We start from the raw sequence: 14,805 nt of genomic DNA, 5'->3' as shown, positions 1-14,805 counted from the left end.
TTGACCCAAGAATGCAGCGAGGCTCGATTGATTCCGAGCTCGGCTGATGCTGAGTTCAGCGAGAGGTCCTCATTGTTTTCGTAGAGGGCCACGGCATCGCGTTTGAACTGTTCGGAGTACCTGGACATGGTGGTAGATTACCTTTCTTTCCAGCCCGACTGGGCCGGATATCAGGTGTCCACCAAACAGGGGTCAGGTCCGGTGTGTTCCAAGCTTGCTAGTGACATATAGCGTTTTTGCTGAATCCAGTCGTCATGCTGTTCAGCTAGTATCGCGCCGACGAGGCGGATGACTGCTGCGCGGTTGGGAAAGATTCCTACAACGTCGGTACGCCGCCTGATTTCACGGTTCAAACGCTCCGTTGGATTATTGGACCATACCTTCGTCCATACAGCTTTGGGCGTGGCTGTAAACGCGAGAATCTCATCTAATGATTCTTCCAGGTAGTCAGCTGCGTCGGGAAAACGCTGCGTGCAGAAATCTACGACCTGGCGGGCTTGGTCCCAGGTAGCTTGCGCGTCGGTTTGCTGGAAGATGGAGTGAAACATTCCCGATAGTGTTGTCCACTGGCGTTTTGACACTTTTGACGACAGGTTCTTAGCAAAATGTGTCCGGCAGCGTTGCCAGCTGGCTGTAGGTAGTACTTGACCAACAGCAGCTTGGATTCCTAGGTGCGCATCGCTGGTGACGAGATAGACTTCGCCAAGACCACGGGCTTTGAGGTCTTGGAAGAATCCGGTCCATGATTCCACGGATTCTGATGTTGCGACCTGCATGCCTAGTAGTTCACGGTAGCCGTCTTTGTTAACGCCGGTAGCGATAAGCACACTGGTTTTAACGACACGTCCGCCTTCGCGGACTTTCATTGTCAATGCGTCACAGGACAGGTAGTAATACGGCCCTGAATCCAGTGGGCGGGTTCTAAAGTCAGCGACCATCTCGTCGAGTTCTTTGGCCATGTCAGACACTTGTGATTTCGACAGATTGTTAATGCCCAGCGTGGCCACCAAATCATTCATGCGTCTAGTGGAGACCCCTTTGAGATAACACGTGGCTATCACGGTAGTCAGGGCTCTTTCGGTCCGGGTGCGCCTTTCTAAGAGCCAGTCGGGAAAGAATGCGCCGTGACGTAGCTTCGGGATAGCAACGTCAATGCTTCCTACCCTGGTGTCTAAGGGACGGTGGCGGTAGCCATTGCGGGTATTAGTCCGTTGTGGAGATACCGTGGCGTAATCAGCGCCGCAGACAGTGTCAGCCTGGGCCGAAAGTATCTGGTTAATGAAGTCTGTCAGCATCTGGCGCATCAAGTCTGGGGAGGCTTGGGTGAGCAATTCTTCCAGATACGCAGTGGGATCGATATGATGGGGGTTAGCGGCCATCGCGGTTACATTCCTTTCGAGGATAAGTAGAAGTTGATTCGAAAGGTACCCGTGATGGTCGCCTTATTGTGCACCGGCACGAGGCTTACCACGGGTTACAGATACACCACACTAATGGACGCAACCCAAGATGGAGATTCCCTTTTTTGAAAATGGGGTGTAGTGAAGCATGTTCTTATCCTTGCTGAGGGAGTGAGTATGTTCTTGGAACAATTTCACTATCTCACAAATAAACTTACCTTTTAAGATAATGTGATAAATGCAATCACCGCACCCAGGAGCGGTTTTATCTCTGTAGAATAGGCAAGGTTGCATTCTTAATATTCGGGGATTGAAGTTTGAGAGTGGGGACGAATATGCCTTTCTCCCTGATCGAAGAAACCGTTACAGGAAGCGAATAAGGCAGGCCTGGTGATTACGTTCTATGCCTTTGCAACCACAGTGGTTATGCTGTCACTCTTTCTTCTTTAGGCGATTAGCACCATCGTGCTGTTTAACAAAGAGATGAGTGCTCTTTTGCACCTATATGACTTGCCGTTATTGTTATTCTGCCAACCCTTGGCCGCAGTCTGAGATGGATGCCGACCATGTCACAGCGTGGTCGAAGGGTGGTGCCACCGAAAGCAACTGCGAGCTGTTGTGTAAGTCCCACAACCGCGCGAAGGGTAACGCTTAGGGGCGTGTCGGGCAGCATCACTTCCAAACCGGCTTAAGTGACAAAATGCCATCGCTAAAGTCCCGATTTGAGTCCCAGGACGTGCTCCTTAAGAGAAATAACTAAAGCCCCTACCAGCGTTTCCACTGGTAGGGGCTTGGAAGTTGGTAGCGGGGGCAGGATTCGAACCTACGACCTCTGGGTTATGAGCCCAGCGAGCTACCGAGCTGCTCCACCCCGCGTCGAGATGACTTCCATCATCTGCGCTTGAACAGTGCGTTAATACTTAATGTATTCGCTCTGTCCCGGCGACTTCTGTAACTATACAGACAGGAAGGCACCTACCCAAATCCCCTGGGTAGGTGCCTTATTTCCTGGGTTTCGAGTGCGAGAAGTTTGAGGTTTTAGCCCTCGGACTTCTGGTAGGACTCGACTGCCTTGTCCAACTCATCTAGGGCGCGGCCGTACTCTTCGAAGGAGCCATCGCGGGCATCTTCCAGCCCCTTCAGGGCCTTGTTGATGTCATCGATTGCTCCTGCTTCATCGGAGGAGCGAGGAGCCGAAGCCGGAGTGGATTCCTCAGTAGACTCCTTCTTCTTGTCCTTCTTATCCGTAGAAGAGCTGTCCTTATCGGCATCGTCGTCGCCGGAATCGCCCTCAATCTCTTCGATGTCCTGGGCGGACTTGGCGTCGATTCCCACCTGCTCAAGGGCATCACCGATAGTCGGTGCGTAGCCCACGCGGCCCTTGTAGGACACGAGCACGCGCAGCAGCTTCGGGAAGGCAGAGGCCTGATCCTTGCGCTGCGAGTAAATCGGCTCAAGGTAGAGGATCTCGCCGCCGCCGACTGGCAAGGCCAGCAGGTTACCGTTGTGCAGGTCGTTGGTGCCCTCCCACAGGGTACGGTCGCGGGCAACTTGGTCAGACGACATCATGGCGTCCTGCGCCTGCTTTGGACCCTGGGTCTGCGTATTGGTTGGCAGCACGCGCACGGTGATATCGCCGTAGGTGTCCGGATCAGAAGATACCGCCATGTGCGCGGACAAGAACTCACGGTTCAAGCCACGGTACGAGGTGGTCAGCTGGAAGCTCGGCTTACCGGTCTCTGGATCAGCAGCCATCACGTAGTACGGCGGCTGGTTTAGATCACGGGATTCCTCCGCGGTGGGGTCATTCGGTACGGACCAGAACGCGTCGTTATTGAAGAAGACGTTCGGGTCATCAACGTGGTAGCGAGCCAAGAGGTCACGCTGCACCTTGAACATATCCTCTGGGTACCGGAAGTGCTCGCGCAACTCATCGGAGATCTCCGATTCCGGCTTCACCACATCCGGGAAAACGCCCTCCCACGCCTTGAGCACGGGATCTTCCTTGTCGAACTCATAGAGGTCCACGCTGCCGTCATAGGCATCCACGGTCGCCTTCACGGAGTTGCGGATATAGCCCACCTGGTCATTGACCAAGCGCTGGGTGGTGCCATCGGGATTGAGGGCGTCCTGGGTGGCATCGGAAAGCGAAGCGCGCTGCGAGTACGGCAGTGAGTCCAGGGTGGTGTAGCCATCAACGATCCACTTCAGGTGTCCGTCAATAACGGCGGGGTAAGTAGCGGAATCGGTGGTCAACCATGGGGCAACCTTCTCCACACGCTCGCGAGGGTCGCGGTCATAAAGCAACTTGGATTCGCTGCCCACGCGGTCCGAAAGCAGGAAGTTCAGCTCGCGGTACTTGGCGGCATACATGGTGCGGTCAAACAGATTGCCAATCTCAACGCCGCCGTCACCGTCATAGGTGTAGTTGGTGCTGTCGGTGTCGTACTCCACCGGGTTTTCGCCGGTGGTACCGGTAATGGCGTAGTCCAGGTTATCGGCAGCACTTGCAATGACTGGGCCGTAGTAAATGCGCGGCTGGTCTACCTTGATTCCCAAGGACTTCTCTGCGTCTTGGGTCTCGCCTTCTCCCTCGGACTCGCCAGCCTGGGTCTGCAGGTCAGAGACGGTGAAGATGGGGTAACCACCACGGGCGGAACCGGCATCACGGGCAACCTCATCGACGGTATTGGCCTGCGCGGCTACGAAGCCATTGCCGTGGGTATACACGGTGTGGCGGTTAATCCAGTCGGACTGGTTTTCGCGCAGCTCGTTCGGGTCCAACTCGCGGGCCGCAACGACGAAGTCGCGCATCTTGCCATCGATTTCGTAGCGGTCCATGGACAGCGTTTCGGGGAAACCGTAGAAGTTCTTCAGCTGCTGCATCTGGGTAAACGTCGGCGACAAAATCTCTGGATCCAGCAGACGCAGGTTATTGATGGTGGCGTTATCGGAGGCAACCTTGTCATCCGATACGTCATCGCCGCCCCAGTTTTCCTTGTAATCCACGTGGTCATCGGTAAGCCCATAGGCATACCGCGTGGCCTCGATATTGCGGGCAATGGACTCGTTTTCCTTGGCCTGACGGTTTGGCTGTACCGAGAAGCGCTCCATCAGCAGCGGCCATGCCTGGCCAATAATCAGGGAGGACGCGAGCATGAGCACGACAGCGAGGCCAGGAATGCGCAGGTCCTTGATGACGATGGCCATAAAGAGCGCAATGGCGACGAAGACGCCGATAATCATCAAGATGATCTTGGCGGGCAGGTAGGCGTGGATATCCGTGTAGGAACCACCGGTAAACAGGTCGTGCTCGGAATACAGCAGCCTGTAGCGCTCCAGCCAGTAGCCGGCGACCTGGGCCACCATCCACAGCCCGGCCGTAATGGCGAGCTGCAGGCGCGCCGAGCGGGAGATGGAGCCACGCACTCCCGCAGCCTTATTGCCAATGCGGATTCCTCCCAAGATGTAGTGACCAAACAAGGCAATGAGGAAGGCGAGCACGAGCAGGATGGACAGGGTGCTCACCACCATCTGCAGCACGGGCAGGCTGAAGGCATAAAAGCCCAAGTCGTGATGGAATTGGGGGTCCTCAACACCAAAGTCCTGGCCGTTGAAGAAGAGCATCACATCGCGCCAGTGAGACTGACCAATAAAGCCCGCGATGATACCCACGATGGCTGGGATGACCTTGAATAGCACGCCCATGGACTTCTCAATGGACTGGCGGTACTGATAGACCGGAGAATTCAGATCCCCCATATCCAGGGAATCGGGGCGGCCGCGCCAAGCAAAGAACCCGGCTGCCCACACCACCGCGGCAGCAACGAGCCCGAAGATGATAAAGAGGACTATGCGCGCAATAATCGCAGTGGTGAAAACACTGCGGTAATCAATGGAGCCAAACCACCTCCAATCCGTGTACATGCCCACGAGCATGGGGCCGAAGAATAAGAGGACGGCAATGATGGCCGCAATAATTGCCGCGACCTTAGGAGGCCGCTTCAACGGGGCGGCTGGTGTGGATGACCCTAGGGACAACGCCAGCTCCAATCAAATAGTGCGAATATTAAACATGTAGACTTTTCCCAGTTTAAGGAATCAATACACAGATAACGAATAAGGATGCCTATGAGTTCCCCCGAATTATCACAGCCAGCTTTAAACCGCGCTATGACGGAGGCCGTGGATTTCGTCCACGCTGAAGGTTGGGACGCCCGCCCCACCATCTTCGCCCTTGTTCCCACCCACCTGGTGGCGGATCAGCTTGCGGCGATGGATGAGGAAACCGCGTCCCCGCTGACCCTTATCGTCCAAGACAATGTCCCGGAAAACATCGAGCCGGGCTCCGAGGAATTGGCCGACTACGTCTCCCGCCTAGCCTGGCCGCGCGAGGTCGCGGGCGCCATCTTGGCCCAGGAAATCAAGTTCCGGGATACCTCCAGCGAGGACCCCTCCCCTCGCCCGGCGCGCCTTTATTCGGGTGCCCTGCGCGAGGAAGGAATTGAGACCACCTTGCTGCAGCTGCGGCCCACCGAAGAAGAGCTAGAGGCAGCGGGCCCCTTTGCTGAGGACGATATTCAGCTCCGCGGCGGCCCGCAGGTGGCCCCTGGCGTGATCGCCGCTTTGCGCTATGGCCTCAACCAAGATCCGGATGAACTAGACTAAGGACAATTAAGCCCGCAACCAAGGAGTTCTATACAGTGCGACGCATTTCCTTCTCCCGCCGTTCTTCTGCCCGTACCGCTACCGCGGCGGCGTTACTAGGGCTCAGCGTGGCTGCGGCAAGTTGTTCCTCCGATGCAGATGCGCCTGACGATACCCCAGTGGAGACCACCTCTGCGGCCACCACCACAGCTTCTGAAAGCGACACCGAATCCTCCACGTCTTCTACGGAGTCAGAATCAGCAGACAAGGACGAGGACGAGGCTTCCGAAGAAAGCTCCACCAGCGAGCCGAGCGCGAGCGGCGAATTGGATAAATCGGTGGCCAAGGTCTATGACACATATAAGTCGCTGGCGCCCAAAGACCTATTCGCCCAGTTTGAGCGCTGCGATTCCACCGGCGGGGATTCTTCCTACAATTGCTCGGGTCCTAAGGTGGGGCAATTCCAGTTCTTCAAGTCCCACTCCAAGGCCTCCCAGACCACCCAGGTACTCACGGAGCTGCGCAGCTCCCATGCCATCGAGGACGATGGCGATCGCGTCGTCGGCTGGTCCACGTTGGGCACCACCGCGGTTATCACCGTGGTGGATAATAAAGAAGGCTTGGTCATGCAACAGATGATCTCTTCTGACCAGGTAGACCCAGAAGAAAAGATCAAGGACTTGGGCCTAGTTAAGGACTAAGCTTCGGCCCCATGAGCTGTTATTAGCTGCATTCCTTGACGTCTTTGCCCGCTGCAAAGTCCTTCATGGCCGCCACGGCATCGTCGAGGGTTTCTACCTGCGCAATGGTCATATCGCCGTGGTCGCTGCCGGCCGCTGCAGAACAGTTGTCCTTAGGCGCCAGGAAGAGCTCAGCGCCGGCATCGTGCGCGGCGGCGATTTTATGCTCGATGCCACCAATTGGCCCGACCTTGCTATCGGCCTGAATGGTACCGGTGCCGGCCACGAAGGTGCCACCGGTTAAGTCTTCATCGCTGAGCTTGTCGATGACCGCCAGGGTAAACATCATGCCCGCTGACGGCCCGCCGATATCCTGCAGGTTATAGTTCACCGAAATATCGTCCTTGGGCTGCGATAGCATGGCTACTCCCAGCAACGCCTTGCCCTTATCGTGCGGGTTTTCGCCCAGTTCGATCTCTTCGCTGAGCTCTTTGTCCCCGCGGGTGACACTGATTTTCACCTTATCGCCGGGGCTTTTGTCCTTGATGATGTCTTGGACCTCGCTCGGCTCTGTGACCTCGGTGCCATCGACGGCGGTGATGACATCGTCTTTTTTGAGGTGATCCGCGGCGGCGCCGTCCTTAACGACCTCAGCCACGGTGATTTTGACCGGCAGGTGCAAGTAGTCCATCGCCGCGATGGTGGCTGCGGATTCAGATTGGGTAAAAGCCTGCTTATTGGATTCTTGGACCTCTTCATCGGTCATGTTTTGCGGAATGACGGTATCGATGGGCACCAAAGTGTCATCGGTAAGCGCCCAGCGCCCCAGTGCCTGCGCCAAGGTCATATTGGTACGCACGGACACGGTGGTCATATTGAGGTGCCCACTGGGCTTATAGGTCTTCGGCGCCTGCACATCAACGACTTGGGTGCCATCAACCTCGCCCAGCGTATCCACGGTGGGTCCAGGGCCTTCGGCAGCATAAGGAACGGTCAGCGAGACATCGGTGCCCGGGATATGGTCAAGCGATACCAACGCACCGGTAAGCACAACGGGGATGGCACCCCAGGCGATGGTGCGGACGCGACGGCTAGCAGGAGAATTCACGAAGCAATAGCCTACAACCTTTGGCGTACTGTTCGCTGTCAGCGTTGCTGTGATCATGGAAACTTTCCGCACGGTGCCGGTAGATTGGAGCACATGAGCAACGGATTCGGTTTTTCTTTCCCAAATAACGATGACGACGATAATGACGGCCGTCGTGACCAGAACCCGTTCGGCGCATTCGGCGGCGGTAATGGTGGCGGCCTCGGAGACATGCTGAACCAGTTCGGTCAGATGCTCTCCGGCATGGGTTCGTCCATGAACTCGCCCCAGAACTCCGGGCCGGTCAATTACGACATGGCCAAGCGCATCGCCCTGCAGCAGATCCCCAAGTCAAAAAATATCAGCGCAGAAGATTCCAAGGCTGTAGAGGAATCGGTGCGCCTAGCGGAGCTGTGGCTTGACGATGCCTCCATTCTCCCCACCGCTTCCGGCGCCACGCAGGCGTGGAATTCCAAGCAGTGGCTGGAAGAAACCATGCCCGCCTGGAAGCGCATGGTCACCCCGGTAGCCCAGCACATGAACGATGCCCAGTTGGAGTCCATGCCGGAAGAGGCCCGTGAAATGATGGGTCCAATGACCAAGATGATGGGCCAAATGTCCAGCATGAATTTCGGCATGCAGCTAGGCCACGCCTTGGGCGATCTGGCCAGCCAGGCACTAACCGGCTCCGACTTTGGCCTGCCCATCGCCCCGGCCAATACGGTGGCGCTTTTGCCGCATACCATTCAGAAGGTCGCGCGCGAGCTCAACGTTCCTGGCCAAGAGGTACTGGTTTACATCGCCGCGCGCGAGGCCGCCCGCCAGCGCTTGTTCAAGCACGTGCCGTGGCTGGTAGAGCGCATCGTCTCCTCCGTGGAGGAATACGCCATCGGTTTGGTCATTGATACCTCCCACATTGAAGAGCTCGCCCGCGAGCTCAACCTGGAATCCGGCGATCCGCAGGCCATCCAAGAAGCAATGAGCAAATTGCAGGGAATGGACCTCTCCCCGCGCATTACCTCCAAGAACACCGCAGCCGCTTCAAGGCTAGAAACCCTGCTGGCCTTGGTTGAGGGCTGGGCAGAGCACGTCGTGAGCGAGGCTTTGGGCGAGCGCATCCCCTCTACCTCCAAGCTCACTGAGGCGTGGGCGCACCGTCGCAGCACCGGCGGATCTGCCGAGCAGGCCTTCAGCAAGGTCGTTGGCATCGAGCTCAACGCCCCCAAGGTGACCGAGGCTGCCGAGCTGTGGCGCCGCGCCACCGTTGCCGTGGGTGCAGAGAAGCGCGATAAGGCCTGGGACCACCCAGACTTTCTGCCTACCGCAGAGCACCTCGATAACCCGGCCGCCTTCATTGATTCCCTCTTGGATGACGAGCCAGATGAGGGCTTCGAGGAAGAATTTGCGAAGCTGGAAGAGATGCTCAAAAACGGCGATGATTCCGGCAATAAGTCCGACGAGGACAAGGATTCTGCAGAGGACCAGGATTCCAAGGGCAGCGACAACGGTGACGACAGCGACGAGAACACCGATAAGGACAACGGCGGCGAGGAAAAGTAGCCCGCGCTAACCGCCCCAGCGCTGGTAGGCCTCAAGGTAGCCTTTGGCCCGCTCGGCGTGGGGTGCCCTATCGGCCCATTGCCAGAATTCGCGCCCATGGCGCGGGATGAAGGTATGGGTTAGCTCATGGATGATGACCGAATCCAACACGTAATCCGGCACCTGCTGTAGGCGGTTGCTCAGCCGGATATCCGCGGTGGAGGTAGTACAACTACCCCACCGCGTATTTTGATTGCTCACCCACCGGATGGACCCAATCCAGGCGCGCCCTTCCAGGTACTGTGCGTTGAGCTGTTCGGCGCGCTGAAGGAGCGCCGCATCGGTCTTCGCCGCACCACCGGTTTTCTTTTCTAAGCGCGCGAGCATGTCCTGTACCGCCTCGTTTTCCTCGCGGGCGGACATCCAGGCTGGAATGCGCACTTCCAAGACCCCGGCCACCATGCGCGCCTGCACCGACTTTCGCCGCCGCGCAGAGCGGATAACCTTGACCTCAGGGCGGTTACTTCCAGGTGGTTGCGTGCTCGACATGACAGGCCATTGTACCTGTGGTGCAATGGACGCACACGCGGCGCTCTGCCGTATTCGGGGTGATTGAGGGGATTCGGGGGAAGCAATGACTGCCTCACAAGACATGACTCAGCTCGTGACATTGGCGCCAGGGTGTGGTGTATTCTGCCGCGAGGATTCCGTGGTGCAATTCGGGATGGATGCCACCCGGGTGGCGGTGGCGGATACGGGCAATGCGCCGGGCGTAGCCCGCGCGTTTGCCACGGCCCATCAACCGGTCGACTCTTCCGACTTGGCGGCGCGGTTGGAAGCGGCCGGTCTGGATAGCGCTGCCGCCAGCAGCCTTATCGATGATGCCCTAGCCTATGGCATCCTCTGGCCCCTGCCGCCACATCCCAAGAAGCCTGAAACCATCATCATGCTGGGCGAATCCCCGCTCGCTGTGGAGCTGCGCGCCCGTTTGACGGCAGATGGATATACGGTGCGCATCCCCCTTGATGAGGACAATATCTTTTCCTATATCCACGACCTCGATGGGCTTTTTACGGTGCTTGGCGTAGACCAGCTCCACTGCCCCATCGATTGCGCCAATGCGCTTGCTGGCACCCCGACAACCTGGCTGCCCATTTCCTTACTAGATAACCGCGGCATCATCGGGCCCCTGCGCGTGGAAGGGCAAGGCCCCTGCCCGCTGTGCATTCACTTATTCCACGTGGATGCGGATCCGCAGTGGAGCGCCATCGCCTCCCAGCTCACCAGCGTGCGCAGACAGCCAGAAAACCTGGTCATCGATGCGGTAGCGGCCCAAGCACAGGTGGTGATCCGCCGCCTAAGCAAGCGCCCCTTACCACCAGGCGCGCCCACGGCCTTCCCACGGCCGGGGCAGCAATGGGAGGTAGACGTTTACGGACGCCACCAGCAGCGCACGGCCATCGCCCATCCGCGGTGCCCGGTGTGTTTCGGCGGCAAGGTCAATCTGGCTACATCCGCACCGAGCGAATGACCTCTAGGATCTGCTCGCCGTAGCGCTCCAACTTATTGGGTCCTATTCCGGAAATAGACAGCAGCTCCGCCTCATCTGCCGGCAACTCTTCCGAGATGGCCTGCAGCGTGGCATCCGTAAAGATGACATAGGCCGGAACCTTTTCTTCCTGGGCCACCTGCGCGCGCCACGAGCGCAGGGCGGAAAAGACCTCGTCATCGCCACTGCCCTCGCAGTCTTCATGCCTGCCAATGACCTTTTCCGCCGGGGTCCCTAAAACACCGCTGCATACGCGGCAGCGCTTCGGGCGGCGGGAGCGGCCACTTCCCACAGAGGATTCCACGCCTGGCGCGATGCCGTCCAAGAACCGGGTGCGCTCCCGGGAGGCCCGCGAACCGGCTGTCTTCGCCAATGCCCACGACAGCGCCAGGTGCTCGCGGGCGCGGGTAATGCCTACATAAAACAGGCGGCGTTCTTCCTCAATCTGCTCGTCGCCCGCCTTAATGGCGTGGTTGATGGGCATGAGTTTTTCACTTAGCCCGACGAGGAAGACGGCGTCCCATTCCAAGCCCTTCGCCGCGTGCACCGTCGCAAGGGTCACGCCCTCCATGGCAGGGGCTTGCTTATCGGTAGAGCGGCGCCGCAGCTCACCCAGCACCCCATTAAGATCGATGCCCGGGGTGGATTCCACGATCTTCTCGATCAACCCCACCAGCGCGTTGAGCGATTGCCAGCGCTCGCGGGCCTGCGCGCCCTGCGGTTCGGTGACGCTGAGCCCAAGCTCCACGAAGGCGGCCCTCGCAATCGCCACCGGGTCTTCCGGCAAATCATCGCGGCGCGTTGCGGCGATGAGCACGCGAATGGCCTCCAGAATCTCCGGGCGGCGGAAGAAACCTTCACCGCCGCGGACTTGGTAGACCACTCCGGCATCGGCAAGCGCCTGCTCAAACTGCTCCGACTGGGCGTTGATGCGGTACAAAATGGCAATTTCTGAGGCTGGGACACCCTGATTGAGCAGGGTCAGCACCTGCCCAGCCACCTCCTGCGCCTCATTTTCCTCGGACTCGTAGGCCTTAAACGTGGGCTCCGGCCCAGGCTCGCGCATGCCCTGCAGCTCCAAGCGAGTGCCCGCCGCGCGCCCCGTAGCCTTGCCGATGACCCGGTTCGCCAAATCCGTTACCTGCGGTGTGGAACGATAGTCGCGCTGAAGCTTGACGATGGTCCCATCCGGATAACTGCGCGAAAAATTCAGCAGGTACTCCGGCGAAGCGCCATTGAAGGAATAGATGGTCTGGTTGGCATCGCCCACCACGGTGAGATCATCGCGATCGCCCAACCAGGCGTTCAGCACGCGCTGCTGCAGGGGTGTGACGTCCTGGTACTCGTCAACGACGAAGGTGCGGTACTGCTCGCGGAAGGTCTCCGCAATGGCCGGGACGTTTTCGATGGCGCCAGCGATGTGCATGAGCAGGTCATCGAAGTCCAGATGCATCATATCCGGTGTAGCTTTGGCCTTTTCGTATCGCCGGAAGGCCTCGGCCACCTTGGCGGCATCGGCCGGGGCGGTGCGATCCGTTTCCGCGATGACGCTCTCATAATCTTCGGCACTGACCAGCGCGGATTTCGCCCATTCGATTTCCGCCAGCACATCACGAATCATGTCTTTGGAATTATCCAGCCCCACCGAGCGCACCGCGCGGGCTACCAGCGGGAATTTATTGTCCAAGAGTGTCCACGGCAGATCGCCCGCGACCTGCGGCCAAAAATACTTCAGCTGCCGCCGCGCGGCCGCGTGAAAGGTTTGAGCCTGCACACCAGCAACACCCATCATGCGCAGGCGATCCCGCATTTCTCCCGCCGCACGCGCGGTAAAGGTCACGGCCAAAACACGCTGGGGATTCACAAACCCTTGATCCACCATATTGGCGATGCGATAGGTAATGGTGCGGGTCTTACCGGTGCCCGCACCCGCCAAAATGCACACCGGTCCACGTGGGGCGGTGGCCGCGCGGCGTTGATCCTCATCCAGCAGGGACAAATCCGGCTTATTCACCGTGATACCACTCCATAATCATCGTGTGTGCGATAGAACCCGCGGTGGCCAGCGGGAGCTTAGGCAGCTCGGCGCGGGTCACCCAACGAATTTCTTCCAGTTCCCCATCAGTATGGCAGGTGGCATGGACATCCGATGTCTCTGCGTGAAAGCCCAGCATAAGCGAGCCACTCGGCGGCCACGGCTGGGATCCCCAGTAGCGGAGATTGTCAATGTGTCGCCCGGTTTCCTCCATGGTTTCGCGGGCAAAGGCGGCCTCAATTGTCTCGCCCGGTTCCACGTATCCAGCAATCAAGGAAAAGAAGTTATTGCGCCCGCGATTGCGCGCCAGCAAAATCTTGTCCTCGCCTTTGAGCTCAATGAGGCCAATGACCGCTGGGTCCAGGCGCGGGAATACCATGCGGCGCGAATCCTGCGGATCGCGGCCAACGATACCCGGCGTTGGATAGTCCAACGGGTGGCCCGTGCGCGGATCGAAGCGCTGTTCCAACCGGTTGCGAATCAAAGCAATGGCCTGCATGACGAGGGTGTTATCGGCGAAAAAGGTCGCAGGTTGCAGCTGCCCCATCCGTCGCGCAATCGCTTCCGGGCAGGCAAAAACGTGCAGCGTGCCGATGTCCACCATCTCCGGCGTTCCCACACCTTCCGGCAATTCCTCCACCAACGCGGCGTCCCCACTCGCGGTAGCAGGCACTAGTCCCGTGTGTGTTACGGGCAAATACAATTAATCCTCCTCGTCATCATCTTGCACTTCCACGGGTTGTTCCAGATCGTGCTTGATATACAGCAGGCGGTCGCCCGGTTTCAGTGCGGAGGCATCAGCAGTATCGACGCGGTGGAGTTCGTTATTGCGCAGTACCGCGAGCACGATATCCGCCAGATGGCGTGGGTTGGACCCGACCTCGAACTCGCGCACGGCGCGCTCAGATACCGAAAAGCCCTCGTTAGGTGAAAGCAGGTCTTCCATCATTTCCACCACGGTGGGGGTCACGGTGGCAAGCCCCAGCAGGCGGCCAGCGGTCTCTGCAGAAGTCACTACGGAATCGGCACCGGATTGGCGCAAGAGGTGGCGATTTTCGGACTCGCGCACCGAGGCCACAATCTTGGCCTTGGGGGCGAGCTCTCGCACGGATAGGCAGCACAGCACCGCGGTATCGTCCGAGGACGGGGTGACCACAACAGAGTTGGCGTGCTCCACCCCAGCCACCTTGAGCACGTCCTGCTTGGTGCCCGAACCAAAGATGGTGACCAGCCCGTGGTGTTCGGCATGTGCCAGCGACGCGCGGTTGTTATCGATGACCACGATCTGGGAGGTGGGTACGTCATCTGCCAAGAGCGCGGCGACTGCCCCGGCACCCTTCGTTCCATAGCCAATAACGACGGTGTGGTTACGCAATTGTTTTCTCCAGTTCTGGATTTCAAAGGTGCGACGGGCCTTGTCCGTCAGCACGGATAGCGTCGCACCAACCAACAGCACAAGGAAGACGAGACGGGCTGGTGTGATAAGTACGAGGTTGATAAACCGCGATCGTTCCGTGACCGGAACGATATCGCCATACCCCACGGTGGTCAGCGTGACGGCGGCATAGTAGGAGGAATCCAAAAGCGACATGTCCTCGCTATAGCCCTCGCCGTCTAAGTACACCACGACGGTGACGAAGATGAGTATGCCAAATGCCCAGAGCGCACGTTTGGCCAACTGCCGCCACGGGCTGGCATTTTGATCCTTGGGCACAGTGATGACGTCAAGGAGCGCGTGATCAGGTTGCGAGGACAACTCGACTTGCGGCAAAAAGCGCTGTTTAATACGCCCTTTGAACGCCTTCGCACGTTTTTTGGCCACTGGCCCAGCCTTCTTTTCTGGATCGACTTTTCATTCCGCCGGTTAT

General features: G+C 58.4%; 13 protein-coding genes and 1 tRNA gene. 5 read left to right on the top strand and 9 right to left on the bottom strand.

All coding sequences use genetic code 11. The annotated features are described in order from the left end of the window. Positions 1-128: transposase (locus ABRP86_RS10255; protein WP_200441963.1), on the bottom strand; the 128-nt coding region annotated here is incomplete at its 3' end. A 42-nt stretch (positions 129-170) separates the two neighbouring features. Further along, entirely contained in the window at positions 171-1,379 is a 1,209-nt protein-coding gene (locus ABRP86_RS10250; protein ID WP_349864132.1) for an IS256 family transposase, read from the bottom strand. 526 nt (positions 1,380-1,905) lie between these two features. On the opposite strand from ABRP86_RS10250, the gene ABRP86_RS10245 reads away from it, so the two are divergent. Continuing rightward, on the top strand, positions 1,906-2,055 hold the full coding sequence (locus ABRP86_RS10245) for an HNH endonuclease (RefSeq protein ID WP_349864130.1): 150 nt from the start codon (positions 1,906-1,908) through the stop codon (positions 2,053-2,055). Between the two features lie 144 nt (positions 2,056-2,199). Here the strand turns inward: ABRP86_RS10245 and ABRP86_RS10240 are convergent. Together ABRP86_RS10240 and ABRP86_RS10235 are read right to left on the bottom strand one after the other, a co-directional pair. Further along, positions 2,200-2,276: transfer RNA gene (locus ABRP86_RS10240), tRNA-Met, on the bottom strand. Between the two features lie 162 nt (positions 2,277-2,438). Continuing rightward, positions 2,439-5,408 carry a UPF0182 family protein gene (locus ABRP86_RS10235; RefSeq protein ID WP_349864128.1) on the bottom strand — a complete coding sequence of 990 codons (2,970 nt, stop codon included), beginning with the start codon at positions 5,406-5,408 and terminating at the stop codon, positions 2,439-2,441. 123 nt (positions 5,409-5,531) lie between these two features. Here ABRP86_RS10235 and ABRP86_RS10230 point away from each other — a divergent pair, with 123 nt between their 5' ends. Beyond that, a complete protein-coding gene (locus tag ABRP86_RS10230) occupies positions 5,532-6,068 on the top strand; it encodes a PPA1309 family protein (RefSeq protein WP_284770000.1) in 537 nt (178 codons plus the stop codon). A 35-nt stretch (positions 6,069-6,103) separates the two neighbouring features. Next, entirely contained in the window at positions 6,104-6,748 is a 645-nt protein-coding gene (locus ABRP86_RS10225) for a beta-N-acetylglucosaminidase (RefSeq protein ID WP_349864125.1), read from the top strand. 22 nt (positions 6,749-6,770) lie between these two features. On the opposite strand, the gene ABRP86_RS10220 is transcribed toward ABRP86_RS10225, so the two are convergent. Further along, entirely contained in the window at positions 6,771-7,835 is a 1,065-nt protein-coding gene (locus ABRP86_RS10220) for a YlbL family protein (protein WP_349864122.1), read from the bottom strand. A 93-nt stretch (positions 7,836-7,928) separates the two neighbouring features. Here ABRP86_RS10220 and ABRP86_RS10215 point away from each other — a divergent pair, with 93 nt between their 5' ends. Then, positions 7,929-9,374 carry a zinc-dependent metalloprotease gene (locus ABRP86_RS10215; RefSeq protein WP_349864120.1) on the top strand — a complete coding sequence of 482 codons (1,446 nt, stop codon included), beginning with the start codon at positions 7,929-7,931 and terminating at the stop codon, positions 9,372-9,374. A gap of 6 nt (positions 9,375-9,380) precedes the next feature. On the opposite strand, the gene ABRP86_RS10210 is transcribed toward ABRP86_RS10215, so the two are convergent. Further along, a complete protein-coding gene (locus ABRP86_RS10210; protein ID WP_349864118.1) occupies positions 9,381-9,902 on the bottom strand; it encodes a M48 family metallopeptidase in 522 nt (173 codons plus the stop codon). A gap of 85 nt (positions 9,903-9,987) precedes the next feature. On the opposite strand from ABRP86_RS10210, the gene ABRP86_RS10205 reads away from it, so the two are divergent. Then, positions 9,988-10,884, top strand: a complete 897-nt coding sequence (locus ABRP86_RS10205; protein ID WP_349864115.1) for a hypothetical protein — start codon at positions 9,988-9,990, stop codon at positions 10,882-10,884. Here the strand turns inward: ABRP86_RS10205 and ABRP86_RS10200 are convergent. The 3 genes from ABRP86_RS10200 to ABRP86_RS10190 are packed head-to-tail and all read right to left on the bottom strand — an operon-like array spanning position 10,862 to position 14,759. After that, positions 10,862-12,916 (bottom strand): ATP-dependent DNA helicase UvrD2, encoded by a 2,055-nt coding sequence (locus tag ABRP86_RS10200; RefSeq protein ID WP_349864113.1) that lies wholly within the window; start codon positions 12,914-12,916, stop codon positions 10,862-10,864. The genes ABRP86_RS10205 and ABRP86_RS10200 overlap by 23 nt on opposite strands. Next, on the bottom strand, positions 12,909-13,640 hold the full coding sequence (locus ABRP86_RS10195) for an NAD(+) diphosphatase (RefSeq protein WP_349864111.1): 732 nt from the start codon (positions 13,638-13,640) through the stop codon (positions 12,909-12,911). Before ABRP86_RS10195 ends, ABRP86_RS10200 begins: the two co-directional genes overlap by 8 nt. Next, positions 13,641-14,759, bottom strand: coding sequence for a potassium channel family protein (locus ABRP86_RS10190; RefSeq protein WP_349864108.1), 1,119 nt, complete (start codon positions 14,757-14,759; stop codon positions 13,641-13,643). It abuts the gene before it with no gap. Positions 14,760-14,805: the final 46 nt, after the last annotated feature.

Origin of the sequence: Corynebacterium sp. KPL3927 (genome assembly GCF_040225835.1) — a bacterium.
Lineage (GTDB): Bacteria > Actinomycetota > Actinomycetes > Mycobacteriales > Mycobacteriaceae > Corynebacterium.
Note: the sequence above shows the minus strand (reverse complement) of the source record. Positions and strands in the feature narration are given on the sequence as shown.